Origin of the sequence: Pseudomonas sp. BBP2017, from assembly GCF_003024385.1 — a bacterium.
Taxonomy (GTDB): Bacteria; Pseudomonadota; Gammaproteobacteria; order Pseudomonadales; family Pseudomonadaceae; genus Aquipseudomonas.
In genome coordinates this window covers 1-25,121 of record NZ_PVZN01000020.1, presented here as the reverse complement: position 1 = coordinate 25,121, position 25,121 = coordinate 1, and the positions used below count along the sequence as shown (strand labels likewise).

Annotated in this window: 24 protein-coding genes, 2 tRNA genes and 1 pseudogene; 17 read left to right on the top strand and 10 right to left on the bottom strand. The window is 60.5% G+C overall.

Going from position 1 to position 25,121, the window contains the following annotated elements:
• Positions 1–81: 81 nt before the first annotated feature.
• Both C6382_RS20690 and C6382_RS20685 read left to right on the top strand, forming a co-directional pair.
• Positions 82–1,797 carry a proline--tRNA ligase gene (locus tag C6382_RS20690; protein ID WP_107026196.1) on the top strand — a complete coding sequence of 572 codons (1,716 nt, stop codon included), beginning with the start codon at positions 82–84 and terminating at the stop codon, positions 1,795–1,797.
• Positions 1,798–1,815: 18 nt separating this feature from the next.
• The gene (locus tag C6382_RS20685) at positions 1,816–2,769 is read left to right on the top strand and encodes a hypothetical protein (protein ID WP_107026195.1); all 954 of its coding nucleotides are present in this window, start codon (positions 1,816–1,818) and stop codon (positions 2,767–2,769) included.
• 72 nt (positions 2,770–2,841) lie between these two features.
• Here the strand turns inward: C6382_RS20685 and dinB are convergent, their stop codons facing one another.
• Positions 2,842–3,906 carry a DNA polymerase IV gene (dinB, locus tag C6382_RS20680; protein ID WP_107026194.1) on the bottom strand — a complete coding sequence of 355 codons (1,065 nt, stop codon included), beginning with the start codon at positions 3,904–3,906 and terminating at the stop codon, positions 2,842–2,844.
• Between the two features lie 222 nt (positions 3,907–4,128).
• On the opposite strand from dinB, the gene C6382_RS20675 reads away from it, so the two are divergent.
• From C6382_RS20675 to C6382_RS20660, 4 genes are all read left to right on the top strand, one after another.
• A tRNA-Met gene (locus C6382_RS20675) sits at positions 4,129–4,205 on the top strand.
• A 133-nt stretch (positions 4,206–4,338) separates the two neighbouring features.
• Positions 4,339–4,415, top strand: a tRNA-Met gene (locus C6382_RS20670).
• A gap of 208 nt (positions 4,416–4,623) precedes the next feature.
• Positions 4,624–7,266: a bifunctional lysylphosphatidylglycerol flippase/synthetase MprF gene (gene mprF / locus C6382_RS20665; RefSeq protein ID WP_107026193.1), complete on the top strand. Its 2,643-nt coding sequence runs from the start codon at positions 4,624–4,626 to the stop codon at positions 7,264–7,266.
• Positions 7,266–8,558 (top strand): virulence factor family protein, encoded by a 1,293-nt coding sequence (locus C6382_RS20660; protein ID WP_107026192.1) that lies wholly within the window; start codon positions 7,266–7,268, stop codon positions 8,556–8,558. The genes mprF and C6382_RS20660 overlap by 1 nt, the downstream gene beginning before the upstream one ends.
• A 234-nt stretch (positions 8,559–8,792) precedes the next feature.
• On the opposite strand, the gene C6382_RS24035 is transcribed toward C6382_RS20660, so the two are convergent.
• Positions 8,793–8,966 carry a hypothetical protein gene (locus tag C6382_RS24035; protein WP_158262114.1) on the bottom strand — a complete coding sequence of 58 codons (174 nt, stop codon included), beginning with the start codon at positions 8,964–8,966 and terminating at the stop codon, positions 8,793–8,795.
• Between C6382_RS24035 and rimO the strand changes: the two genes are divergently transcribed.
• The 5 genes from rimO to tsaA all read left to right on the top strand — a co-directional run bounded on the left by rimO (position 8,965) and on the right by tsaA (position 12,914).
• The gene (rimO, locus tag C6382_RS20655) at positions 8,965–10,302 is read left to right on the top strand and encodes a 30S ribosomal protein S12 methylthiotransferase RimO (RefSeq protein WP_107026191.1); all 1,338 of its coding nucleotides are present in this window, start codon (positions 8,965–8,967) and stop codon (positions 10,300–10,302) included. The genes C6382_RS24035 and rimO overlap by 2 nt on opposite strands.
• Positions 10,303–10,391: 89 nt before the next feature.
• Positions 10,392–10,862 carry a GNAT family N-acetyltransferase gene (locus C6382_RS20650; RefSeq protein WP_107026190.1) on the top strand — a complete coding sequence of 157 codons (471 nt, stop codon included), beginning with the start codon at positions 10,392–10,394 and terminating at the stop codon, positions 10,860–10,862.
• A gap of 129 nt (positions 10,863–10,991) precedes the next feature.
• Positions 10,992–11,702 carry an rRNA pseudouridine synthase gene (locus C6382_RS20645; RefSeq protein ID WP_107026189.1) on the top strand — a complete coding sequence of 237 codons (711 nt, stop codon included), beginning with the start codon at positions 10,992–10,994 and terminating at the stop codon, positions 11,700–11,702.
• A gap of 47 nt (positions 11,703–11,749) precedes the next feature.
• Positions 11,750–12,211, top strand: a complete 462-nt coding sequence (locus C6382_RS20640) for a DUF1456 family protein (RefSeq protein ID WP_107026188.1) — start codon at positions 11,750–11,752, stop codon at positions 12,209–12,211.
• A gap of 7 nt (positions 12,212–12,218) precedes the next feature.
• Entirely contained in the window at positions 12,219–12,914 is a 696-nt protein-coding gene (gene tsaA / locus C6382_RS20635; RefSeq protein ID WP_107026187.1) for a tRNA (N6-threonylcarbamoyladenosine(37)-N6)-methyltransferase TrmO, read from the top strand.
• A gap of 61 nt (positions 12,915–12,975) precedes the next feature.
• On the opposite strand, the gene fpr is transcribed toward tsaA, so the two are convergent.
• Positions 12,976–13,755 (bottom strand): ferredoxin-NADP reductase, encoded by a 780-nt coding sequence (gene fpr / locus C6382_RS20630; RefSeq protein WP_003222277.1) that lies wholly within the window; start codon positions 13,753–13,755, stop codon positions 12,976–12,978.
• Positions 13,756–13,874: 119 nt separating this feature from the next.
• On the opposite strand from fpr, the gene C6382_RS20625 reads away from it, so the two are divergent.
• The gene (locus tag C6382_RS20625) at positions 13,875–14,801 is read left to right on the top strand and encodes a LysR family transcriptional regulator (protein WP_178082811.1); all 927 of its coding nucleotides are present in this window, start codon (positions 13,875–13,877) and stop codon (positions 14,799–14,801) included.
• Here C6382_RS20625 and C6382_RS20620 read toward each other — a convergent pair.
• The 3 genes from C6382_RS20620 to C6382_RS20610 all read right to left on the bottom strand — a co-directional run bounded on the left by C6382_RS20620 (position 14,798) and on the right by C6382_RS20610 (position 16,866).
• On the bottom strand, positions 14,798–15,163 hold the full coding sequence (locus C6382_RS20620) for a diacylglycerol kinase (RefSeq protein WP_107026186.1): 366 nt from the start codon (positions 15,161–15,163) through the stop codon (positions 14,798–14,800). The genes C6382_RS20625 and C6382_RS20620 overlap by 4 nt on opposite strands.
• A gap of 77 nt (positions 15,164–15,240) precedes the next feature.
• On the bottom strand, positions 15,241–15,891 hold the full coding sequence (gene erdR, locus C6382_RS20615) for a response regulator transcription factor ErdR (protein WP_107026185.1): 651 nt from the start codon (positions 15,889–15,891) through the stop codon (positions 15,241–15,243).
• A gap of 264 nt (positions 15,892–16,155) precedes the next feature.
• Positions 16,156–16,866 carry a tRNA-uridine aminocarboxypropyltransferase gene (locus C6382_RS20610; protein ID WP_107026184.1) on the bottom strand — a complete coding sequence of 237 codons (711 nt, stop codon included), beginning with the start codon at positions 16,864–16,866 and terminating at the stop codon, positions 16,156–16,158.
• A 238-nt stretch (positions 16,867–17,104) separates the two neighbouring features.
• Between C6382_RS20610 and C6382_RS20605 the strand changes: the two genes are divergently transcribed.
• On the top strand, positions 17,105–17,521 hold the full coding sequence (locus C6382_RS20605; protein ID WP_107026183.1) for a quorum-sensing-regulated virulence factor family protein: 417 nt from the start codon (positions 17,105–17,107) through the stop codon (positions 17,519–17,521).
• Between the two features lie 2 nt (positions 17,522–17,523).
• Here the strand turns inward: C6382_RS20605 and C6382_RS20600 are convergent, their stop codons facing one another.
• Positions 17,524–17,730 (bottom strand): hypothetical protein, encoded by a 207-nt coding sequence (locus tag C6382_RS20600; protein ID WP_107026182.1) that lies wholly within the window; start codon positions 17,728–17,730, stop codon positions 17,524–17,526.
• 397 nt (positions 17,731–18,127) lie between these two features.
• Here C6382_RS20600 and C6382_RS20595 point away from each other — a divergent pair, with 397 nt between their 5' ends.
• Entirely contained in the window at positions 18,128–19,246 is a 1,119-nt protein-coding gene (locus C6382_RS20595) for an LOG family protein (protein ID WP_107026181.1), read from the top strand.
• Positions 19,247–19,253: 7 nt separating this feature from the next.
• On the opposite strand, the gene recX is transcribed toward C6382_RS20595, so the two are convergent.
• The 3 genes from recX to C6382_RS20580 all read right to left on the bottom strand — a co-directional run bounded on the left by recX (position 19,254) and on the right by C6382_RS20580 (position 21,383).
• Positions 19,254–19,721 (bottom strand): recombination regulator RecX, encoded by a 468-nt coding sequence (gene recX, locus C6382_RS20590; protein ID WP_107026180.1) that lies wholly within the window; start codon positions 19,719–19,721, stop codon positions 19,254–19,256.
• An 8-nt stretch (positions 19,722–19,729) separates the two neighbouring features.
• Entirely contained in the window at positions 19,730–20,797 is a 1,068-nt protein-coding gene (recA, locus tag C6382_RS20585; RefSeq protein WP_107026179.1) for a recombinase RecA, read from the bottom strand.
• Between the two features lie 103 nt (positions 20,798–20,900).
• Complete coding sequence (locus C6382_RS20580; RefSeq protein ID WP_107026178.1) at positions 20,901–21,383, bottom strand: CinA family protein; 483 nt, start codon at positions 21,381–21,383, stop codon at positions 20,901–20,903.
• A gap of 270 nt (positions 21,384–21,653) precedes the next feature.
• On the opposite strand from C6382_RS20580, the gene mutS reads away from it, so the two are divergent.
• The 3 genes and pseudogenes from mutS to C6382_RS20565 form a co-directional block, all read left to right on the top strand.
• The gene (gene mutS, locus C6382_RS20575; RefSeq protein WP_107026177.1) at positions 21,654–24,221 is read left to right on the top strand and encodes a DNA mismatch repair protein MutS; all 2,568 of its coding nucleotides are present in this window, start codon (positions 21,654–21,656) and stop codon (positions 24,219–24,221) included.
• 140 nt (positions 24,222–24,361) lie between these two features.
• Complete coding sequence (gene fdxA, locus C6382_RS20570; protein ID WP_107026176.1) at positions 24,362–24,685, top strand: ferredoxin FdxA; 324 nt, start codon at positions 24,362–24,364, stop codon at positions 24,683–24,685.
• Positions 24,686–24,789: 104 nt separating this feature from the next.
• A pseudogene (locus tag C6382_RS20565) lies at positions 24,790–25,121 on the top strand (IS3 family transposase); the annotation flags it as partial.

Here is a 25,121-nt window from a genome sequence, read left to right as displayed (position 1 = left end):
TCCGGCATCCTGTACGCCATCGAATCGCCCCCGTACAATGCGGGGTCATTTAAAGTCTTAAGCAACCGACAACGGCCTACTATGCGCACCAGTCAATATTTGCTCGCTACCCAGAAAGAAACCCCTTCCGACGCGGTCGTCATCAGCCACCAGCTCATGCTGCGTGCCGGCATGATCCGCAAGCTCGCATCCGGCCTGTATACCTGGCTGCCGATGGGCCTTCGGGTAATGCGCAAGGTTGAGGCCGTGGTCCGCGAGGAAATGAACGCCGCTGGCGCCCTCGAAGTGCTGATGCCGAGCATCCAGCCTGCCGAGCTGTGGCAGGAATCCGGTCGCTGGGAACAGTACGGCCCCGAGCTGCTGCGCCTGAAGGACCGCCACGGTCGTGAATTCTGCGTGGGCCCGACCCACGAAGAAGTGATCACCGATCTGGCCCGCAACGAGCTCAACAGCTATAAACAGCTGCCACTGAACATGTATCAGATCCAGACCAAGTTCCGTGACGAAATCCGTCCACGCTTTGGCCTGATGCGTGGCCGCGAGTTCATCATGAAGGACGCTTACTCCTTCCATGCCGACCAGGCTTCCCTGCAGGAAACCTACGAGCGCATGCACCTGGCCTACAGCAACATCTTTACCCGCCTGGGCCTGGACTTCCGTCCTGTGCAAGCCGACACCGGCTCGATCGGCGGTAGCTACTCCCACGAATTCCATGTGCTGGCCGAGTCCGGTGAAGACGATGTGATCTTCAGCGACAGCTCCGACTACGCCGCCAACATCGAGAAGGCCGAGGCCATTCCACGGGAAACCGTGCGCCTGGCGCCTACCGAAGAACTGCGCCTGGTCGACACCCCGGACGCCAAGACCATCGCCCAGCTGGTGGAAAACTATGGCCTGCCGGTCGAAAAGACCGTCAAGACCCTGATCGTCCACGCCGCCGAAGAGGGCAAGCTGATTGCCCTGATCGTTCGTGGCGACCACGAGCTGAACGAAATCAAGGCCGCCAACCTGCCAGAGGTCGCCAGCCCGCTGGTGATGGCCAGCGATGAAGAACTGCGTAACGCCATCGGCGCTGGCGCAGGCTCGCTCGGCCCGCTGAACCTGCCACTGCCGTGCATCATCGACCGTTCGGTCGCACTGATGAGCGACTTCGGCGTGGGTGCCAACATCGACGACAAGCACTACTTCGGCGTCAACTGGGAGCGTGACCTGCCCGTTCCGCAAGTGGCCGACCTGCGCAATGTCGTCGAAGGCGACCCAAGCCCCGATGGCCAGGGCACCCTGGTGATCAAGCGCGGCATCGAAGTCGGGCACATCTTCCAGCTCGGCACCAAGTACAGCGAAGCACTCAAGTGCCAGGTACTGGGTGAAAACGGCAAGCCAGTAACCCTGAGCATGGGTTGCTACGGTATCGGCGTGTCCCGCGTGGTGGCTGCGGCCATCGAGCAGAACTATGACGACAACGGCATCATCTGGAGCGACACCCTGGCCCCGTTCCAGATCGCCCTGGTACCGCTGCGCTACGAAACCGAACAGGTTCGCGAAGCCACCGACAAGCTCTACGCCGAACTGACCGCCGCCGGTTTCGAAGTGCTGCTGGACGACCGCGACAAGAAGACCAGCCCGGGGATCAAGTTTGCCGACATGGAACTGATCGGCATTCCGCACCGCATCGTGGTCAGCGACCGCGGCCTGGCCGATGGCAACCTGGAATACAAGCACCGCACCGAACGTGACGCGCAACCGCTGCCAGTGGCCGAGGTGCTGTCGTTCCTGCAAGCCCGCATCCGCCGCTAAGCCAACGCAAGAGTAATCATGTTCAAGCGAAGTACCTTTATCCTGGGGGGCGCCGCACTGAGCGGCGCCCTGTTGCTCAGCGGTTGCGCCAACCAGATGTCCCAGCGCAGCGAGCATGAGGAACGCATCGAGCGCAAGCTGCTCGAACACAGCCTGCAGATCGATGTCGGGGACCCCAAGGTACTCGAACTGCCCCAGCGGCGTGTGCGCATCCACGAACAGAAGAACTTCGAAGTCACCGAGTTCGAAGTCACCCGTCGTTATGATCGCTACACGCCCTACCAACCCTGGCGGGAAGTCTACGAGATTCCCCTGGGCGCGGTGGCTGTGGTGGCCGGCGTCGGTGCCAACGTGGTTAATGTCTTCGCACTGGGCAACCTGCCCGATAGCGTTACCCGCGACTGGTTCAGCTACGGTGTAGACGGCCTCAATCCGTTCATGAACGCTCAGTCCAATGGCCGCGCCCAGCAAAACCTTGCCGGGATCACCGAGGTACAAAAGGACAAACGCCAGGAGTACACCAGCCTGCCGTGGAGTGATCGTCCGGTTGAGGTCAAGGCGGGCAAGGTAAACCATGCGCTGACGACCGATCGCAACGGCGTACTGCTACTGAATCTGCTCGACAGCCCGTTCTCCGAGCAGAACCTGACCCACATCGGTACCCTGCACCTGCAAACCGCCGATGAAGACAACAACGTCCGCGCTGATGCCAGCCTGCTGATCAGCAGCAACTTGCGCGGCAAGCTGGTCGAAGCCCATGACCTGATCTTTGACGACCTGGAAGACGATGAAGTCAGTCAGTGGGTGCACCGGGTCAAGCGCCTGTCTGAACTGGGGCTGGAAGAAGAAGCCAGCGAGCTGGAGCAGAGCCTGATCGAGCTGACCCGTAACGATCCCGAGCTGCAACAGGAGTTTCTCCAGTCCCTGACCAAGGATGCCGGCCGCCTGGTCGCCGACCCTGGCTTACATTGATCTATCGCGGGGCAAGCCCGCTCCCACTGTGGGAGCGGGCTTGCCCCGCGATGGCCATCTGTATCTATTCAATCAATCGCGACTAAACAGCTCCAGTTGCTCATGCCCTGCGCGCAAATCCTGCAAGCGCACGCCGATACCCAGCAGCCTCACCGGCTTGCCACCACGGGCAAACGCCTGACTGAGCAATTGCTGATAACTGCCCAGGTCACGCCCGGCACCGGCCTGCTCCAGGGTGGTCTGGGTAAAATCGTGGAACTTCACTTTGACGAAGGGTTTGCCCGGCCGGTAACTGTCATCGATACGCGCCACGCGTCCGGCCAGGGTCTCCATCAGTTCTGGCAATTTCTCCAGGCAGCTGGCCAGATCTGGTAGATCCGTGTCGTAGGTATTTTCGACACTGACTGACTGACGACGACTGTCGTTGTGCACCGCGCGATCATCGATACCCCGCGCCAGCCCCCACAGACGCTCGCCAAAACTGCCGAACTCACGGGCCAGCGCCAGGCGGCTCCAATCGCGCAGCTCCAAGCAGTTGGTGATGCCCAGGCGCCCGAGCTTGTCCGCAGTCACCTTGCCCACGCCGTGCAACTTGCCGACCGGCAGCGCAGCAACAAATTCTTCGACTTCGCTGGGCGTAATCACAAACAAGCCATTGGGCTTGCGCCAGTCACTGGCGATCTTGGCCAGAAACTTGTTCGGCGCCACCCCGGCCGACACGGTGATATGCAATTGCTGAGCAACCCGACGGCGAATATCGGCGGCAATCCGCGTCGCACTACCGGCAAACCAGGAGCTGTCCGAGACATCCAGATAGGCTTCGTCCAGCGACAAGGGTTCGATCAGATCGGTGTAGTCGCGAAAGATCGTGTGTATTTCCCTGGATGCTTCTTTATAGGCATCCATGCGCGGCTTGACGATCAACAGATCGGGGCACAGGTTCAGGGCATGCCGGGACGACATTGCCGAACGCACGCCATAAGCCCGCGCCTCATAGTTACAGGTGGCGATGACACCACGGCGCTCAGCTGAACCCCCTACAGCCAGCGGCCGTCCAGACAGGCGCGGGTCGTCTCGCATTTCAATAGCGGCGTAAAAGCAATCGCAATCAATATGGATGATCTTGCGCTGGGACATCGGCAACCGTAGCTACAGGTGAACAATCGTGTAGGCAGTATCTCATTCCACCGCGCTGCGCGCACCAAAGACACTGGATAAACATACACACAATCACCCTGCAACCCCCAGCACAGCTGCCTTGCAGTGCTAACTCAAGACGCTAAGCATTTGAACAAAAAAGGATTTCTTGAAATGAACGCTTGACACTCTGGCGCATAACTGTAGAATTCATCTCACAGGCGCGGGATGGAGCAGCCTGGTAGCTCGTCGGGCTCATAACCCGAAGGTCGTCGGTTCAAATCCGGCTCCCGCAACCAGATTAAGAAAAGGCCACTCTTCGGAGTGGCCTTTTTCTTTGCACTGAAGAAAGTACTCAGGCATAAATTTATTGTAAATCAACAATTAAGCGTTGACAGCCTGACCAAAGACTGTAGAATCCGCCACATCAGACGCGGGATGGAGCAGCCTGGTAGCTCGTCGGGCTCATAACCCGAAGGTCGTCGGTTCAAATCCGGCTCCCGCAACCAAACAACAGAAAAGGCCACTTTGCAAAAAGTGGCCTTTTTTGCATCTGCGATTCAGCCTCCCCTCCCCAAGCCCCTGCGACAATATAAATTTTCTTTAACTATCCCCCAGGCAGGCAGCGGCCCGATCATAGTCGCCACTACTTTCCATAGGGATTGCTACCTTGGCTGGATACTTTCCTCCTGGCTTGCACCACCCACGAGGTGCTTGATGCGCAGCCAGAGCTTTGAAACCGAAGTGCTCGTTACCTCCACCTTACCTAATACCGCCCAGCATTTGCGCAGGCTTGACCGCTTGAGCCGCTACCGCCAACCGATTGGCCTGGCGCTGACCTTGCTGTTGTTCACCATCGCCCTGATCGCTTGCCGCCATCTGCTCAGCGAACTGGACATCTATGCCCTGCACGACTCCCTGCTCAGTGTGCCTCCCGTAGCCCTGACCGGTGCATTCCTGGCAACGATCGCCGGTTTCATCATCCTTCTGGGTTACGAGTGGTCAGCCAGCCGCTATGCAGGCGTTCAATTGCCACCCCTAACCCTGATCATGGGTGGATTCAGTGCGTTCGCCATTGGTAACGCCGTCGGCCTGTCACTGCTCTCTGGCGGATCGGTGCGTTATCGACTGTATGCCCGTCAGGGTGTTGGTGCCGCCGAAGTAGCGCGCATGACCCTGTTCGCCAGCCTTTCGCTCGGTTGTGCACTGCCACCGCTGGCAGCCCTGGCAACCCTGAGCAATCTGCCTGCGGCGGCGTCAGCCTTGCACCTTCCCCAAATGCTACTGGCCAGCATCGCCCTGGCTGTACTGGGCCTGGCAGCGCTGCTGACCTATGGTCTGTACCGTCGACGTCTGCCGGAGCAGCCGCAGGTAGACAACCTGCTGGTGCGGGTCGGTCGGCGCACCCTGCGCCTGCCCGGCGCCCGCCTGACCGTCCTGCAACTGGGGATCACCGCACTGGACGTCGCTGCTGCCGCGACCGTGCTCTACCTGCTCCTGCCGCAAGCACCGCCTTTTGCTGCATTCCTGCTGGTGTACCTGCTGGCCCTGGCTGCCGGGGTGCTGAGCCATGTTCCCGGTGGTGTCGGAGTATTCGAGGCGATTCTGCTGGCCGCTTTCGCCGATCAACTTGGCGCCGCGCCCCTGGCCGCCGCTTTACTGCTCTATCGCTTGATCTATGTGGTACTGCCATTGCTGCTGGCCTGCGCCTTGTTGCTGAGCAACGAAGCACGGCGGTTTCTGGTTACCCGCCAGGCAATCAAAGCAGCATCGGGACTGGCAGCCCCGGTGCTGGCAGTACTGGTGTTCCTCTCCGGTGTGGTGCTGCTGTTTTCCGGTGCAACCCCGGAGATCGACGAACGTCTCGAACATCTGGGCTTTCTCATACCCCACCGACTGATCGACGCCTCGCATTTCGGCGCCAGCCTGATTGGCGTGCTATGCCTGCTGCTGGCCCAGGGCCTGCGCCGGCGACTGTCCGCCGCCTGGATGCTGACCACCATCTTGCTGCTGGTCGGCGCCCTGCTCTCGCTGCTCAAGGGCTTTGACTGGGAAGAAGCCAGTATCCTGACCTTCACCGCCTGCCTGCTGGCACTGTTCCGGCGCTCCTTTTACCGCCCCAGCCGCTTGCTGGAACTGCCCTTCTCGCCTGTCTACCTGGCAGCCAGCGCCTGCGTCCTGGGCGCATCGATCTGGCTGCTGCTATTCGCCTATCAGGATGTGCCCTACAGCCATCAATTGTGGTGGCAATTCACCCTGGACGCCGACGCCCCACGCGGCCTGCGCTCGGCCCTGGGTAGCGCGGTGCTGCTGGTGGCGGTCGCCCTGACCTGGTTGCTGCGTACCGCTCGCCCGGTGATTCACCTGCCAAACACTGAAGAACTGCAGCGCGCCCAGCGCATTCTGCAAGCCTCAGACCAACCCGATGGCGGCCTGGCGCTGACCGGGGACAAGGCGCTGCTGTTCCATCCCGATGACGATGCCTTCCTCATGTACGCCCACCGAGGCCGCAGTCTGGTTGCCCTGTACGATCCGATCGGCCCGGTGCACAAGCGTGCCGAAATGATCTGGCAGTTCCGCGACCTGTGTGACCTGCACCACGCCCGCCCGGTGTTCTACCAGGTGCGCGCCGAGAACCTGCCGTTCTACATGGACATCGGTCTGACCGCGATCAAGCTCGGCGAAGAGGCGCGGGTCGACCTCAAGCGCTTTGACCTGGACGCCAAGGGCAAGGAGATGAAAGACCTGCGCTACACCTGGAACCGAGGTGGCCGCGACGGCTTGAGCCTGGAAGTACATGAACCGGGACAAGCCCCGCTTGAGGAGCTCAAGGTCATCTCCGATGCCTGGCTGAGCGGCAAGAACGTGCGCGAGAAGGGCTTCTCCCTGGGGCGCTTCAGCCCCGAGTACCTGCAACATTTTCGGATTGCCCTGATCCGCTTCGAGGGACGCCCGGTAGCCTTTGCCAACTTGCTGGAAACCCACAGCCGCGAACTGGCCAGCCTCGACCTGATGCGTGCCCATCCACAGGCGCCGAAGCTGACCATGGAGTTCATGATGATCGGTCTGATCCTGCACTATAAGCATCAAGGCTACGCTCGCTTCAGCCTGGGCATGGTGCCGCTTTCAGGCCTGCAACCTCGTCGTGGCGCACCCTTGACCCAACGCCTGGGTTCGATGGTGTTCCAGCGTGGCGAGCAACTCTACAATTTCCAGGGCCTGCGGCGCTTCAAGGACAAGTTCCAACCCGACTGGGAACCCCGTTACATGGCTGTGCCTGCCGGACTCGATCCGCTGGTGGCACTGGCTGACACCGCCGCGCTGATCGCCGGCGGCCTGAGCGGATTGGTGAAGCGCTGATGATTCGACACTACTGGCTACACCTTCTGGCCACATTGCTCTTGGGCTTGCTGGTCGCTGCCCTGGGCTTCTGGCTGTGGACCCGTCCAGCGCCTGAACCACACCTGGAACATCTGACTCAGCTAGATGGCAGCAGCCTGACCCGGGTCTCCCCTGGCACCCACGCCAAAGCCCGGGTGGCCATTGTCGTACCCCAGGATCAGGCCCTGACAGATAAACAACTGCTGAACCTGAGCCAGAGTGGTGAAGCGCAGTTGATCCAGGTGATCCTGCCGCCAGCCGACTGCACCTTGCAACACACCGCCTTGCAACAAGCGCTTCAACAACTGCAAGGCCCTGTAACCCTGGTTGCCGGTATCGGCCCCGGCGCGGCCCAAGCCTGGGACTGGCTGGCCAGCCAGAGTGACGACAAGGCCCAGGCTATCTCGGTGGATTTCAGCGTCGAGCGCCCCGGCTGCGCCACACCACTGCCCAAGTCGGCGGCTCACGGCCACTGGAGCGTCGCCTGGAACGACAACCCGGACGACGCCAGCGCAGCCTTCGTACGCGACCAAGCCAACGCCGAAACCAGCATCAGCGATTACAACATCCACCTGCCGCAAGTGCTCAAGGCACAACTGACCCAGGCGCTGGTGGGTGACGCAGGCAATGCCATGAGTATCCCGGTGGTCGAAGTCCCGGCGGGCCAGACCACCGACACCGTGACCCTGTTCCTCTCCGGCGACGGTGGCTGGCGTGACCTGGACCGCGATGTCGCCGGAGAAATGGCCAAACGTGGCTATCCCGTGGTCGGCATCGACACCCTGCGCTACTACTGGCAGCACAAGACCCCGGAGCAAAGTGCCATTGACCTGTCGGAGCTGATGCAGCACTACCGTCAGAAATGGGGCACCAAGCGTTTCGTACTGACCGGCTACTCTTTCGGCGCAGACGTCCTGCCGGCGATCTACAACCGACTTCCCGCTGAAGACCAGCAACGTGTTGACGCTGTCATCCTGCTGGCCTTCGCCCGCAGCGGCAGTTTCGAGATCGAAGTCGAAGGCTGGCTGGGCAACGCTGGCAAGGAAGCGCCTACCGGGCCGGAGATGGCCAAGTTGCCGGCAACGAAAGTGATCTGCATCTATGGTGAAGAAGAAGCCCATGAAAGTGGCTGCACCGACCACACCGCGGTTGGCGAGCGCCTGAAGCTGCCAGGCGGGCATCATTTTGACGAGAACTACCCGGCACTGGCCAAGCGTTTGATCAGTGATATCGAAAATCGCCAAGGCAAGACCGGCGTTGCTGAGCACTGATTTGTGCAAACAGCTACCTGCCTAATCAGCCGCGAAGAACCACTGTAACACCTCTATACGGCACGCATGAGCCTATGCAGGCCAGCAGGCGGCAGTCGGTGGCTTTGCCAACGCAAAGCACTCGTCGCATTTCTCCCGTTTAAAGCTGGTCAACTCCGTTGCGCACCGCTAGAATTGCGCACTTTTTGATCAGAGGCGCTGCTAGGGTTTGAACGAAACGTCGCCGAGCGGCGATCAGGCATGGCGAAAACAGGCGAGGAAGCGGAGTTTACTGATTGTAAATGAGCATTCCGAGCCTGTTTTCAACGCAGCATGATCGACGCGCAGGCACTTTTCGTACAAAGCCTGGCGCCCAACAGGACAGCGGCGCTTGCGCACGACTGTCCCCATTACACCGAGGTTAGTCATGTCCACCACTCCTGCGCCAACCACGCCAAAGGTCGGCTTCGTTTCCCTAGGCTGCCCCAAAGCCCTGGTCGATTCCGAGCGTATCCTGACCCAACTGCGTATGGAAGGCTATGAAGTCGTGCCCACCTATCAGGATGCCGATGTGGTGGTGGTCAACACCTGTGGCTTCATCGACAGCGCCAAGGCCGAGTCCCTTGAGGTGATCGGTGAAGCCATCAAGGAAAACGGCAAGGTCATCGTCACCGGCTGCATGGGTGTCGAGGAAGGCAGCATTCGTGACGTGCACCCGAGCGTACTGGCCGTGACCGGCCCGCAGCAGTACGAGCAAGTGGTCAATGCCGTGCACGAAGTGGTACCGCCGCGCCAGGACCACAACCCGCTGATCGACCTGGTGCCACCACAAGGCGTCAAGCTGACCCCACGCCACTACGCCTACCTGAAGATTTCCGAAGGCTGCAACCACAGCTGCAGTTTTTGCATCATCCCGTCGATGCGCGGCAAGCTGGTCAGCCGTCCGGTCGGCGAAGTCCTCAGCGAGGCCGAGCGCCTGGTCAAGGCCGGGGTCAAGGAGATCCTGGTGATCTCCCAGGACACCAGCGCCTACGGTGTAGACGTCAAATACAAGACCGACTTCTGGAACGGTCGCCCGGTCAAGACCCGCATGCTCGAACTGTGCGAAGCACTGAGCAGCCTCGGCGCCTGGGTTCGCCTGCACTACGTTTATCCGTACCCGAACGTCGACGACATCATCCCGCTGATGGCCGCCGGCAAAATCCTGCCGTACCTGGACATCCCGTTCCAGCACGCCAGCCCGAAAGTACTCAAGTCGATGAAGCGTCCGGCCTTTGAAGACCGGACCCTGGCGCGCATCAAGAAGTGGCGCGAACAATGCCCGCAGCTGATCATCCGCTCCACCTTCATCGTGGGCTTCCCGGGCGAGACCGAAGAAGACTTCCAGTACCTGCTCGACTGGCTGACCGAAGCCCAGCTCGACCGCGTCGGCTGCTTCCAGTACTCGCCCGTCGAAGGCGCTCCAGCCAACGACCTGGGCCTGGAAGTCGTCCCCGACGACATCAAGCAAGAACGCTGGGATCGCTTCATGGCCCACCAGCAGGCAATCAGCAGTGCCCGCCTGCAACTGCGTATCGGCCGCGAAATCGACGTACTGATCGACGAAGTGGAAGAAGAAGGCTCGGTAGGCCGCAGCTACTTCGACGCCCCGGAGATCGACGGTAACGTGTTCATCGACGGCAACCACGGTTTCAAACCGGGTGATACCGTACGCTGCCGGGTCACCGACGCCGACGAGTACGACATGTGGGCCGAGCCGATCTGATCGCGCCCTGCTGAAAATAGCCCTGCCGACCCTGGCGGGGCTTTTTTTTGCAACTATCGTTGTCTCTGTTGCCCAAGGAGAGCGGAGCGATGTACAGGTACAACAGCGTGCACACCCCCAGGTTAAGCGACTATCCGGAGTTGGCACGGGTATGGGAGGCGTCTGTGCGGGCCACCCATGATTTTCTGCCCGACAGCTACATTTGCCTGTTGCGCAAGCTGCTTGTCAGTCAGTACCTGGATGCAGTGATGCTGATCTGCTGCAAGGATGCCAAGCAGCGTATTACCGGATTTGCCGGAGTTGCCGCCGGGCGCGTGGAAATGCTCTTTATCGATCCGGCTGTGCGTGGCCAGGGGCTGGGCAAGTGCTTGTTGCACTACGCCATTGACGAACTCAATGCCGTTCAACTCGATGTCAACGAACAAAACCCGCAGGCCCTGGGCTTCTATCTGCGCCAAGGGTTCGAGGTGGTCGGCCGCTCGGAAACAGACGGTATGGGTCAACCCTACCCCTTACTGCATCTGAGGCTGATTCAGACAAAAGCCGCTCAAACTGGCTGACAGCAGACGTCATACCTTTCTGAAATGCAGCGAAATCACAGATAAATGGCCCGACGGGCGAATGTTGCCGGACCTGGGCCCGTCTGCACGGTTACAATGGGCACCTTCCCTATGCCTACGGCTGTCGTCATGTCTGAACCCATTCGCCTTTCCAAACGCCTCATCGAACTGGTCGGTTGTTCCCGACGGGAGGCTGAACTGTACATCGAAGGCGGCTGGGTCACCGTGGACGGTGTGATCGTCGACGAGCCGCAATTCAAAGTGGGCGAGCAGAAGGTCGAACTGCAGGCCGGCGCCCGCGCCGAAGCCCTGGAGCCGGCTACCCTGCTGCTCCACCAGCCCGCCGACCAAGACATCGACAGCGCCTGCAACAGCATTACGGTCGCCAGCTTTTGCGCAGAACTCAGTCATGAGCGGCGCCCGCTCAAAGGCCACTTCGCCCGCTTGAACAACGTAGCACCTTTGCAACAAGGCGCCAGCGGCCTGCAAGTGTTCACCCAGGACTGGCGGGTAACCCGCAAGCTTGACTCAGACCTGGCGAAGCTCGAACAGGAGTATGTGGTTGAAGTCAGTGGCGAAATGATTGCCCATGGCCTGGAGCGCCTGAACCGCGGGTTCACCTGGAAGGGCAAGGAGCTGCCGAAGATCAAGGCCAGCTGGCAGAACGAAACGCGCCTGCGCATGGTCCTGAAAAACCCGCAGCCGGGGCTGATTGCCTTGCTGTGCAGCAGCGTTGGGGTCACCCCGCTGAGCATGCGGCGTATTCGCCTCGGTGGCGTGTCCATGAGCAAGCTGCCCCTGGGCCAGTGGCGCTATCTGTCGGCCAGCGAAAAATTCTAGCAACAAGGCGCTGTCACTCAGGCGGCGCCCCGAACAGGATTGTCACCATGATTCACAACGATGTATTGCGCAGCCTGCGCTACCTGCTGGACGTCAACGACGCCAAACTGACCGACATCATCAAGCTCAGCGGCTTCGACGTCGCCACCGACGATATCGTCTCGTACCTCAAGAAAGAAGACGAAGAAGGTTTCGTGCGCTGCCCTGACGAAGTCATCGCGCACTTTCTCGATGGTCTGGTGATCTTCAAGCGTGGCAAGGACGACAGCCGTCCTGCGCAGCCGGTTGAATTGCCGGTGACCAACAACATCATCATGAAGAAGCTGCGGGTGGCCTTCGAGCTCAAGGAAGACGACCTGCACGCGATCCTCAAGGCGGCTGATTTTCCGGTGTCCAAGCCAGAGCTCAGCGCCCTGTTCCGCAAGGTCGGACACAACAACTACCGCCCGTGTGGCGACCAGTTGCTGCGTAACTTCCTCAAGGGCCTGACCCTGCGGGTCCGTGGCTGAGACGTCGATGAACTACAGCGTCGCCCCGGTCGGCTTCGTCCGCTCCTGCTTCAAGGAAAAGTTCGCGATCCCGCGCCAGCCCCAGCTGGCGCCCGCTGCGCGCGGTGTGCTGGAACTGGTGCCGCCCTTTGACAGCGGTGACGCGGTGGCCGGGCTCGAACAGGTCAGCCATGTGTGGTTGCTGTTCCTGTTTCACCAGGCCCTGGAAGACAAGCCACGGCTCAAGGTGCGCCCTCCGCGCCTGGGTGGCAACACCTCCATGGGCGTGTTTGCCACTCGGGCGACGCACCGGCCCAACGGCATCGGTCAGTCGGTGGTGCGTCTGGAGAAGGTTGAAGCCGGGCGCCTGCTGCTGTCGGGCATCGACCTGCTCGACGGTACCCCGGTGCTCGACATCAAGCCCTATGTACCTTATGCCGATGCGGTCAGTGGTGCGACCAACCAGATGGCCAGCGCGCCGCCAGCGCCGATTGCGGTTGCCTGGAGTGATACTGCCCTGCCCCAGGCCCGCGAGCACGCCTTGCGCCTTGCAGAGCCGCTGGTAGAGCTGATCGAACAGTGCCTGGCCCAGGACCCGCGCCCGGCCTATCAGATCCCCCCGCCCGAGCGTGTATACGGGGTGAAGTTCTGGGATGTGCAGGTGCGCTGGCACTATCCACAGCCGGATCAGATCCGCGTGCTGGAAGTGGTCATGGATCGCTGACAACTGCCCGTTCATAAAAAACGCAGGCCGAGGCCCGCGTTTTTTATGTCCAGCGTGTCGATTACTTCTCGACGAATGCACGCTCGATCAGGTAGTCGCCCGGCTCACGCATACGCGCCGAGATCTTCAGGCCGAAGCTGTCGAGCACTTCGCTGGTTTCGTCCAGCATGCTCGGGCTACCACAGATCATCGCACGATCGTCCTGCGGGTTGATCGGTGGCAGGCCGATGTCGCTGAACAGCTTGCCGCTGCGCATCAGATCGGTCAGACGGCCCTGGTTTTCGAACGGCTCGCGGGTCACGGTCGGGTAGTAGATCAGCTTGTCACGCAGCGCCTCACCGAAGAACTCGTTCTGCGGCAGGTGCTCGGTGATGAACTCGCGGTAGGCGACTTCGTTAACGTAACGGACACCGTGCACCAGGATCACTTTTTCAAAGCGCTCGTAGGTTTCCGGATCCTGGATGACGCTCATGAACGGCGCCAGGCCAGTACCGGTGCTCAGCAGGTACAAGTGCTTGCCCGGGTTCAGGTCGTCGAGTACCAGAGTACCGGTAGGCTTCTTGCTGATGATGATCTCGTCGCCTTCCTTCAGGTGCTGCAGCTGCGAGGTCAGCGGGCCGTCCGGCACCTTGATGCTGAAGAACTCCAGATGCTCTTCCCAGTTCGGGCTGGCGATCGAGTAGGCGCGCATGAGCGGGCGGCCGTTGGGCTGTTGCAGGCCGATCATCACGAACTGACCGTTCTCGAAGCGCAGGCCCGGATCACGGGTGCACTTGAAGCTGAACAGGGTGTCATTCCAGTGGTGAACACTGAGGACACGTTCGTGGTTCATGTTGCTCATGTACGGGCTCCTGAAATAAAACGCAGCGCTAACCTAGAGCGCGATTGCGCGATAGTTTAGTGCGAGCGACAATATCTGTTAAATGAATTATCAAGATATGTCTTATCGGTTATATAGATATGCGATTTACGCTTCGTCAGCTCCAGGTGTTCGTCGCCGTAGCCCAGTATCAAAGCGTCTCGCGAGCCGCGGGAATACTGGCGTTATCGCAGTCGGCCGCCAGTACCTCGATCACCGAACTTGAACGCCAGTCCAGCTGCCAGCTGTTCGACCGCGCCGGCAAACGCCTGAGCCTCAACGCCCTGGGTCATCAACTGCTGCCGCAGGCTGTGGCGCTGCTCGACCAGGCCAAGGAAATCGAAGACCTGCTCAACGGCAAGTCCGGTTTCGGCTCGCTGGCAGTCGGCGCCACCCTGACCATCGGTAACTACCTGGCCACGCTGCTGATCGGCAGCTTCATGCAGGTCCACCCGGAAAGTCAGGTCAAGCTCCATGTGCAGAACACTGCCAATATCGTGCACCAGGTTGCCCATTATGAAATTGATCTGGGTCTAATCGAAGGCGACTGCAACCATGCCGATCTTGAAGTGCAACCTTGGGTTGAAGACGAACTGGTGGTGTTTTGCGCGCCACAGCACCCGCTGGCCCAACGCGGCCAGGCCAGCCTGGAAGAGCTGACCCACGAAGCGTGGATTTTGCGTGAGCAAGGCTCCGGCACCCGCCTGACCTTCGACCAGGCGATGCGTCATCACCGCTCCAACCTGAACATCCGCCTGGAGCTTGAACACACCGAAGCGATCAAGCGTGCCGTCGAATCAGGCCTGGGCATCGGCTGTATCTCCCGCCTGGCATTGCGCGACGCATTTCGTCGCGGCAGCCTGGTCGCGGTGGAAACACCGGAGCTGGACCTGGCCCGGCAGTTCTACTTCATCTGGCACAAGCAGAAGTACCAGACCTCTGCCATGCGCGAGTTTCTCGAGCTGTGCCGTACCTTTACCGCTGGTGTGCAGCGCAGCGACGAAATCGTCCTGCCCAACATTGCCTAGACAAGAATTACCGCCCAGACCACCGCCACCAGTGTCATGGCGACAAGCTGGGCAGCGCTGCCCATATCCTTGGCGTTTTTCGACAGCGGGTGGCGGTCCAGGGAAATCCGGTCGATCGCCGCCTCGACTGCGGAATTGAGCAACTCAACGATCAGGCCCAGCAGGCACACGGCAATCAGGATTGCCCGCTCGGCACGGCTGACCTCTAGCCAGAACGCCAGCGGGACCAACAGCACATTGAGCAGCACCAACTGGCGGAAAGCCGCTTCACCGGTGAAGGCTGCGCGCAGACCGTCAAACGAATAGCCGGCAGCGTTGAAAATACGTTTGAGGCCAGTCTGGCCCTTGAAAGGCGATGACATAGAGGGTCACTTCATCCACTGAAAAATACGCTGCAGCCTAGTGCAGATAGGGTCAAAAAAGCGTGAAGACCGCGGTCTCAGCTCGCCGCAACCGATTCCAGTTGTTGCAAGAGCAGTGCAGCCTGAGTCCGGGTACGCACCCCGAGTTTGCGGAAAATCGCCGTGACGTGGGCCTTGATGGTCGCTTCCGACACGTTCAGCTCGTAGGCGATCTGCTTGTTCAACAAGCCTTCACAGACCATGGTCAACACCCGGAATTGCTGCGGGGTGAGGCTGGCAAGGCCCTCACTGGCGGCCTTGGCTTCGGCTGAGACGTCGACTTTTTCAAAAGCTTGTGGCGGCCACCAGATGTCCCCCTCAAGGACCTTTTTCACCGCTTCCTGAATCACTTCCAGAGAGCTGGACTTGGGAATAAAGCCACTGGCGCCAAATTCGCGCGACTTCACCACCACGGCGGCTTCTTCCTGAGCCGACACCATCACCACCGGAATCTGTGGGTACTGGCCGCGCAGCAGGACCAGCCCGGAGAAACCGTAGGCGCCTGGCATGTTGAGATCCAGCAACACCAGGTCCCAGTCAGACTTCTCGGCGAGGCGGCTTTCCAGCTCGGCAATGCTCGCCACCTCTACCAGGCGGACATCGGGCCCCAGGCCCAGGGTTACAGCCTGACGCAGGGCACTGCGAAACAGCGGGTGGTCATCGGCAATCAGGATTTCGTACGTGGCCATCGATCTAATGATCCTGTTCTGTGCAGGCGCAGGGAGGAAGAATAGGCGCCTGGCGGGCAACTCAAAGTGTTGACGACAGTGCCGCACACCCAAAAGGCACTTCAAGGCCAGGAAAACGGTGTTTCAAGCCTTGTATATGCCCGAATCGGCGCCAAGGATGCCGAGCCAGAACCGGGTGGTCAAGTTGATTGCCCGGTCCTGTCAAGCATGCAATGGTCGCCAGCCTGCCCATTATGACTCAATGCGCGACACCTGCCCCTTGTACTATAGGAAGGTATGCAAACGCTGGTGGACTGCATCCTGCTCATCAATTGACCACTGATGCTTGGCACTCAAGTAGTGCGTACTGAACACATCCAGGTAGGCATCCAGAGCTTCGGCGGCACGCTGGTCACCCGCCAGTTCCAGACACATGGCCGCCACTTCGGCAGTGCAGAAATGATCATCTCGCTTGGAGCGGCGCAAGCGGTAGCGCGACAGCTGCTCCGGTTGCAGACTGAGCACCGGGAAGCGATCGAGATAGGGGCTTTTGCGAAACATCTTGCGCGCTTCGGTCCAGGTCGCATCGAGCAGGATGAACAAAGGACGTTTGCCGGGCTCGCGTACCACCTCACTGACCACCCTTTGCGGTGCCACGAACTCACCGGGAAAAACGATGTAAGGCTGCCAGTGCGGCTGATCGAGCAAGGCCAGCAAAGCTTCATCGACCGAAGTACGCTGCCAGCCGAACGCCGAGGTGTCAGCAATCAGGTCAGCGATCAGCCAGCCGGTGTTACTTGGCTTCAATGGCTCAGTATCGTGCATCAACAGGCACATGGCTGAATCGGATGGCACCTGCGGACGCCAGGCACACAGGCAATGGCTGAAAATCACCCGGCATTGCGGACAGCGTGGCGCCCGTGAACCGCGCGCAACGAAAGGTTTGACACTGCGCGCCAGGCGGTCGGCGCGTAGGCGCGATACGGCATGGCTCATGACAGCAGACTATATAGGCAGGAAAGAGATGGCACAGCACGGACTCGGCAAGACAGGAGAACCGCTGCAGTTTATCAGAGCCGGGCTTGCGGCAGACGGTATTTGCCGTGCAGCCATAGCGCCGACTCCCTTATAATCCACACCCTGTTGCTACCCGCTGGCACCACGACTTCGCGCGTGACGGAACACCGTGCGCAGTTGCCGGTCCAATTGCCAGTTACCGAACCAGGAGAAACTCATGTTGCGCTTCATCGCCCCGTCCCTGAGCCTGTTGCTCGCCCTGCCCCTGGCCGCCAACGCTGCCTCCAAGCAGGAATACGAGCTGAGCAAGATGCTGCAAAAAGTTGCCACTGAAAGCAGCGTGGGCACGCCGCGAGCGATCAACGAAGACATCCTCGACCAGGGTTACACCGTCGAAGGCAAGCAACTGATCAACCACCTGAGCGTGCTGCCTAGCCATGCACAAAAGATGCAGGCCGACCCTAACAGGGTCCGCAGCCAGCTGGGAGATAGCGTGTGCAAGAACTCCGGTTACCGCCAGTTGCTCGCCAAAGGCGCGGTGTTGACCTATCGCTTCACTGAGTACAAGACTAACCGCCCGATCAGCGAACAGGCGTTTGATGCCGCCAGTTGCGGTGTGAAACCGGCCAAGTAAGCCTACGCCACTTGCTCGCTCTCGCTGTCGCGCCGCTGCTTTTCATCGGCGCGCAGTTCAGCCACCAGGGCCTGGACATAGCGTGAGTGCCGCCCTGCTCCCCCCAAGCGGCGCAGGCACTCTTCTTCAAGACTTAAGTTATTGGCCTGAGCCGAACGCTCGAGCAGCTCGAACAGCTGCGCATCAAGCTCCAGATTAAGCCGTTGCATGTAACAGCCTCCCTGCACAGCGACAGTCGCTCAGACTTCCAGTTAACCAGACCCACGCCGGGCGCGGACCAGGCCTGATGAGCGGTCTGTCTCCAATTCGCCTCTCCTGGCTGATGCAACGAGATCCTTTCGGCATAAACATCCGCCAGGGTCTAGATTGATAGCAAGCGCCCGCCATTTCCGGGCTCGCACGGGGGGATGCCTGCCGACGCCTTGCATTGGCATTGCTGAGCGACAACAACAAAAAAGAGCCCATCATCACTGCACTAAGACCTTGCAGGTCTACTGCACTGCTCGAGGCGCACACTCGAGCCACGGCAGCCAGCGACACACGCAGTGTCGCGGCCGGAAACCGTACAGGCCCGGTCAGAGGTTTTGCTGCAGAAGGAGACGTTGAATGCCTTACCAACCGAATGAGCTGATATCGAGTCACTTCAAAAGCCTGGGAATCGACCTGAGCCACCTGGATGAACAACTGAAGCTGGTTGCCTCCGACAGCCCCAACTTGCCGTTGTACCGTGACATGATGCTGACGGTCTTGCGCATGGCCCATGATGACAGCAACCGCTGGAACGCCAAGATTACCCTGCAAGCCCTACGCGAACTGGATCATGCCTTCCGCACCCTTGAACAGTACAAGGGCCGGCGCAAGGTCACCGTGTTCGGTTCAGCCCGCACCCCGATCGAACACCCCATGTATGCCCTGGCCAGGGAGCTGGGCGCGACCCTGGCTCGCTCCAACCTGATGGTCATCACTGGCGCTGGTGGTGGCATCATGGCTGCCGCACATGAAGGCGCAGGTGTCGATCACAGCCTGGGTTTCAACATCACCCTGCCGTTCGAGCAGCATGCCAACCCCACCGTAAACGGCACTGACAAACTGCTGCCATTCCACTTCTTCTTCATTCGCAAGCTGTTCTTCGTCAAGGAAGCGGATGCTCTGGTGCTGTGTCCAGGCGGCTTCGGCACGCTGGATGAAGCGCTGGAAGTGCTCACGCTGATCCAGACCGGCAAGAGCCCGCTGGTGCCGGTGGTGCTATTGGACTCGCCGGGTGGCACCTTCTGGCAGGACGCACTGAATTTCATTACCCGCCAGCTGGAAGAAAACCGCTACATCCTGCCCAGCGACCTGAAGCTACTGCGCCTGGTACAGAGTGCCGAAGAAGCCGTGGAGGAGATCAACCAGTTCTACAGCAACTACCACTCCAGCCGCTGGTTGAAAAACCAGTTCGTGATTCGCATGCACCACCCACTTAGCGAGGGCGCGTTGCTTGATCTGCAGGAGGGGTTTGCCGACTTGCGCCTGAGTGGCCAGTACCACCAGCACGCCTATGCCGGAGAACACCACGACGAGCCGCGCTTCAGTCACCTGACGCGCCTGACCTTCACCTTCAATGGCCGCGACCAGGGACGCCTGCGCGAGTTGGTGGACTTCATCAACCTGTCGGAGAACTGGGCCAAACCCGAGCCAATGCACACAACACAACGGGCCCGCGAAGCACTCAAGGTCACTTGACCCGCCGTTAGTCGTCCAACCCTCGGCCGCTCAACAGGCGGCCGACCAGCTCCATGGAAAAGCCACGGTAGACCAGAAAACGGGTTTGCTGTGCGCGGCTGCGCGGATCGCTGGGTAGCTGCCCGGAGAACTTGCGCTGCCAGACATCCTGCAACTGCCCCGCCCAATCCACACCGCTCTCGCGCAGGGCCTGGTCGATATCGCCGCGTTGCAGACCGCGCTGGCTCAGCTCTTCGCGAATGCGTGCCGGGCCGTAGCCAGAACGCGAGCGATAGCTGATAAAGCTTTCCAGGTAGCGGGCTTCACTGAGCAGGCCCTCTTCCGTCAAGCGGTCGAGCTCCTGGTCAATCAATTCGGGGGGAGCGCCGCGCTGACGCAACTTGCGCGTCAGCTCGACTCGACCATGCTCGCGGCGTGCGAGCAGGTCCATGGCTGTCCGCCTTACGGCGACGGGAGTGTCGAGTACGGCGGACATGGGGACGATCAGTAGCCGGCTTCAGTTTCGGTTTCGTCTTCAGGCTCGGCGTTAACCACTGCAGCCTTGCCAGCAGCCTCAACAGCACCGGCGTTGAGCAGCTTGTCGCGAATCTGCTTCTCAAGGGTCGCGGCGATTTCCGGGTTGTCCTGGAGGAACTTGGCCGAGTTGGCCTTGCCCTGACCGATCTTGCTGCCCTGGTAGCTGTACCAGGCACCGGATTTTTCCAGGAAGCCGTGCAGCACACCGAGGTCGATGATCTCGCCGTTGCGGTAGATGCCCTTGCCGTAGAGGATCTGGAATTCAGCCTGACGGAATGGCGGTGCCACCTTGTTCTTGACGATCTTGACGCGGGTTTCGCTGCCGACCACTTCGTCGCCTTCCTTCACCGCGCCGGTACGGCGGATGTCGAGACGGACCGAAGCGTAGAACTTCAGTGCGTTACCACCGGTGGTGGTTTCCGGGCTGCCAAACATCACGCCGATCTTCATGCGGATCTGGTTGATGAAGATCACCAGGCAGTTGGCGTTCTTGATGTTACCGGTGATTTTACGCAGTGCCTGGGACATCAGGCGGGCTTGCAGACCGACGTGCATGTCGCCCATTTCGCCTTCGATCTCGGCCTTGGGTACCAGGGCGGCCACGGAGTCGACGATGATTACGTCAACGGCGTTGGAGCGCACCAGCATGTCGGTGATTTCCAGGGCCTGTTCGCCAGTGTCAGGCTGCGAGACCAGCAGGTCGTCGACATTGACGCCCAGCTTGCCAGCGTACTCGGGGTCGAGGGCGTGCTCGGCGTCGACGAAGGCGCAGGTAGCGCCCATTTTCTGGGCCTGGGCGATGACCGACAGGGTCAGCGTGGTTTTACCGGACGACTCAGGACCGTAGATCTCGACGATACGACCTTTTGGCAGACCGCCAATGCCCAGGGCAATATCCAGGCCCAGGGAGCCGGTAGAAATGGCCGGAATCGCCTGACGCTCGTGGTCGCCCATGCGCATGACCGCGCCTTTACCGAATTGACGCTCGATTTGCCCCAGGGCCGCAGCCAAGGCGCGCTTCTTGTTGTCGTCCATTGAAGTCCTCACGTAATCGATAGGGCCTGACGGCCAGAACACCTGTATAAGTAGCCAGTATTATTCCACAGGGTTTTCTTCCCGCCTACCCCCGAATTGCGATTTACTCTGCACCAAGCTGTAACAAGCCCTCTAGCGCGGCGATTACCGTTTGTCGGCGTACCGCATCGCGGTCGCCATCGAAGTGCCTGCGCTCGCTGCTGACGTGATTGCCATCGGCCCAGGCCAGCCATACGGTACCCACCGGTTTTGCCGCTGAGCCACCGTCCGGACCGGCCACGCCACTGACCGCCACGGCAAAGCGCGCACCACTGGCAGCCTGGGCGCCGCGGACCATGGCCTCGACCACTTCCTGGCTGACCGCCCCGACCTCGGCGAACAGGGTTTCCGGAACGGCCAGCTGACGGGTCTTTTGCGGGTTGGAGTAGGTCACGTAACCGGCTTCGAACCAGGCCGAACTGCCCGGAATCCGCGTGATGGCTTCAGCAATACCACCGCCAGTGCAGGATTCGGCGGTGGTCACCTGGGCATTGAAGCGGCGCAGGTGTTCGCCCAGGCGGGCGGAAAGCGCAGTGATCGGGTCCATGGCAAACTCCTTGAAAGACTGCCGACTACCCTACACCAGCTAACGTCCGGCAGCGTAACCGGGGAGTGCCTTTTCCATTCCCCATTTACTTTCCCTGCCGACACTCCTTAATCAGTCGACGCCGACTGCTCGACTCCCAGGCAACAGAACACATGGCCGAGGATGCTGAAAGGTCGCGCGTGGCAGTTCGCCTCGGCATCGCAGACAAAATCCCTGTACCATTGCCCGCTTGCCTTTGGTCTAAACGACACTGCGAGCCAAGTTTCTGTAATGAGCGATCTTTCCGCACACACCCCGATGATGCAGCAGTACTGGAAGCTGAAAAACCAGCATCCAGATCAACTGATGTTCTACCGCATGGGCGACTTCTACGAAATCTTCTATGAAGATGCGAAGAAGGCCGCAAAACTCCTGGACATTACCCTGACGGCCCGCGGGCAATCGGCGGGCCAGTCGATTCCCATGTGCGGTATCCCCTTCCATGCGGCCGAGGGCTACCTGGCCAAGCTGGTGAAGCTGGGCGAATCGGTGGTGATCTGTGAACAGATCGGCGACCCGGCCACCAGCAAGGGCCCGGTCGAACGCCAGGTGGTGCGCATCATTACTCCGGGCACGGTCAGCGACGAGGCGCTGCTCGATGAGCGCCGCGACAACCTGATCGCCGCCGTGCTGGGTGACGAGCGCCTGTTCGGTCTGGCCGTACTGGATATCACCAGTGGCAACTTCACCGTGCTGGAGATCAAGGGCTGGGAAAACCTGCTGGCCGAGCTTGAACGCATCAATCCGGTCGAGCTGCTGATCCCGGATGACTGGCCACAAGGCCTGCCGGCAGAGAAACGCCGTGGCGCGCGCCGCCGTGCGCCCTGGGATTTCGACCGCGACTCGGCACGCAAGAGCCTCTGCCAGCAGTTCGCAACCCAGGACCTCAAAGGCTTTGGCTGCGAGAAGCTGACCCTGGCCATCGGCGCCGCCGGTTGCCTGCTGGGTTATGCCAAGGAAACCCAGCGCACTGCCCTGCCGCACCTGCGCAGCCTCAAGCATGAGCGCCTGGACGACACCGTGGTGCTCGACGGCGCCAGCCGCCGCAACCTCGAGCTGGACGTAAACCTGGCCGGTGGCCGCGACAACACCTTGCAGTCGGTCATCGACCGCTGCCAGACCGCCATGGGCAGCCGTCTGCTGACCCGCTGGCTGAACCGTCCGCTACGCGATCTGAAAGTCCTGCAGGCACGTCAAGGCTCGATTCGCTGCCTGCTCGACAGCTACCGCTTTGAAAAACTGCAGCCGCAGCTCAAGGAAATCGGCGACATCGAGCGGATCCTCGCCCGTATCGGTTTGCGTAACGCCCGCCCTCGCGACCTGGCGCGCCTGCGCGATGCCCTCGGCGCCCTGCCCGAGCTGCAGAACGCCATGGCCGAGCTGGAAGCGCCACACCTGGCGCTGCTGGCGGCCATCGCCGGGACCTACCCGGAACTGGCCGACCTGCTGGCCAAAGCCATTATCGACAACCCGCCGGCGGTGATCCGCGACGGCGGCGTGCTGAAAACCGGCTACGACAGCGAGCTGGACGAGCTGCTGGCGATGAGCGAGAACGCCGGCCAGTTCCTGATCGACCTCGAAGCGCGGGAAAAGGCCCGCACCGGCCTTGCCAACCTGAAGGTCGGCTACAACCGTGTGCACGGCTATTTCATCGAGCTGCCGAGCAAACAGGCGGAACAGGCGCCCGCCGACTACATTCGCCGCCAGACCCTCAAGGGCGCCGAACGTTTCATCACCCCAGAGCTGAAAACCTTCGAAGACAAGGCGCTGTCCGCCAAGAGCCGCGCCCTGGCCCGCGAGAAGATGCTCTACGATGCGCTGCTGGAAACCCTGATCGGTCATCTGGCACCGTTGCAGGACACCGCCGCCGCGCTGGCCGAGCTGGATGTACTGAGCAACCTCGCCGAGCGCGCGCTGAACCTCGACCTGAACTGCCCGTCGTTCGTCGACGAGCCGTGCATGCGCATCAGCCAGGGCCGCCACCCGGTGGTCGAGCAGGTACTGACCACGCCGTTCGTGGCCAACGATCTGGCGCTGGATGACAACACCCGCATGCTGGTGATCACCGGCCCGAACATGGGCGGTAAATCCACTTACATGCGTCAGACCGCACTGATCGTGCTGATGGCGCACATCGGCAGCTTCGTGCCGGCGGCCAGCTGCGAGCTGTCGCTGGTCGACCGGATTTTCACCCGTATCGGCTCCAGCGACGACCTGGCCGGTGGGCGCTCGACCTTCATGGTCGAAATGAGCGAAACCGCCAACATTCTGCACAATGCCACCGAGCGCAGCCTGGTGTTGATGGACGAAGTCGGCCGTGGCACCAGTACCTTCGACGGTCTGTCCCTGGCCTGGGCCGCAGCCGAACGTCTGGCGCAATTGCGCGCTTACACGTTGTTTGCCACCCACTACTTCGAGCTCACGGTGCTGCCGGACAGCGAGCCGCTGGTAGCCAACGTCCACCTCAATGCCACCGAGCATAACGAACGCATCGTGTTCCTCCACCACGTGCTGCCAGGACCTGCCAGCCAGAGCTACGGCCTGGCCGTGGCCCAGCTGGCGGGTGTGCCGACACCGGTGATCCAGCGCGCACGCGAACACCTGGGCCGTCTGGAAACCGCCAGCCTGCCACATGAAATGCCTGTGCAGCCCAAAGGTGCGGCAGATGTTCCGCACCAAAGCGACCTGTTTGCCAGCCTGCCTCACCCGGCCATCGAGAAGCTCGGGAAGCTTGACCTGGACGACATGACGCCGCGTCAAGCTATCGAAATGCTCTATACACTGAAGACTCTGTTATAACGCGAGCCCGCACAAGCTGATAGAATCCCGCGCGGTTTGGCGGTGCTGCAGGTTACTAGCCTGGCTTGCAGCCGAACGACCAAACCGAGCGTCCCTGTCTGGAAGGGTATCGCTGCCGTCGCCTGAGGAGAGAATTAGAAATGACCTTCGTCGTCACCGACAACTGCATCAAGTGCAAGTACACCGACTGCGTAGAAGTCTGTCCGGTGGACTGCTTCTACGAAGGCCCGAACTTCCTGGTCATTCACCCGGATGAGTGCATCGACTGCGCGCTGTGCGAGCCTGAATGCCCTGCCCAAGCCATTTTCTCGGAAGACGAAGTGCCAAGTGGCATGGAGAACTTCATCGAGCTCAATGCCGAGCTGGCAGATATCTGGCCGAACATCACCGAGCGTAAGGATGCCCTGCCGGACGCTGAAGAGTGGGATGGCAAACCAGGCAAGATCGCCGATCTGGAGCGTTAAGCGCACCGGCTCAGTAAAAAGGCCCTTTCGAGGGCCTTTTTTTATGTTTTTGTCCCGTCCTGAATATGGTTTACACCTCCCATCCCGAATTTCCGGAGATCCAGATGGCGCAAGGTGTTAAGCGTACTCAGCGTGATTACTCGCTGTCTTTTAAATTGGCAGTGGTTGATCAGATCGAAAAAGGCGAGATGACCTACGGTCAGGCTCAGGAGCGGTATGGCATCCAGGGTCGATCAACGGTTCTGGTATGGTTGCGTAAGCATGGTCGGCAGGATTGGAGCCAGGGGGCCTCGATCCGAGACGAGAGGAGCTGCGCGATGTCTGTCCCCAAAACGCTCACTCCAGAGCAGCGGATCAAAGAGCTTGAGCAGCAGCTTGAGTTAATGAGCCAGAAGGCTCAGTTCTTTGAGACGGTCGTTGATGTCCTGAAAAATGA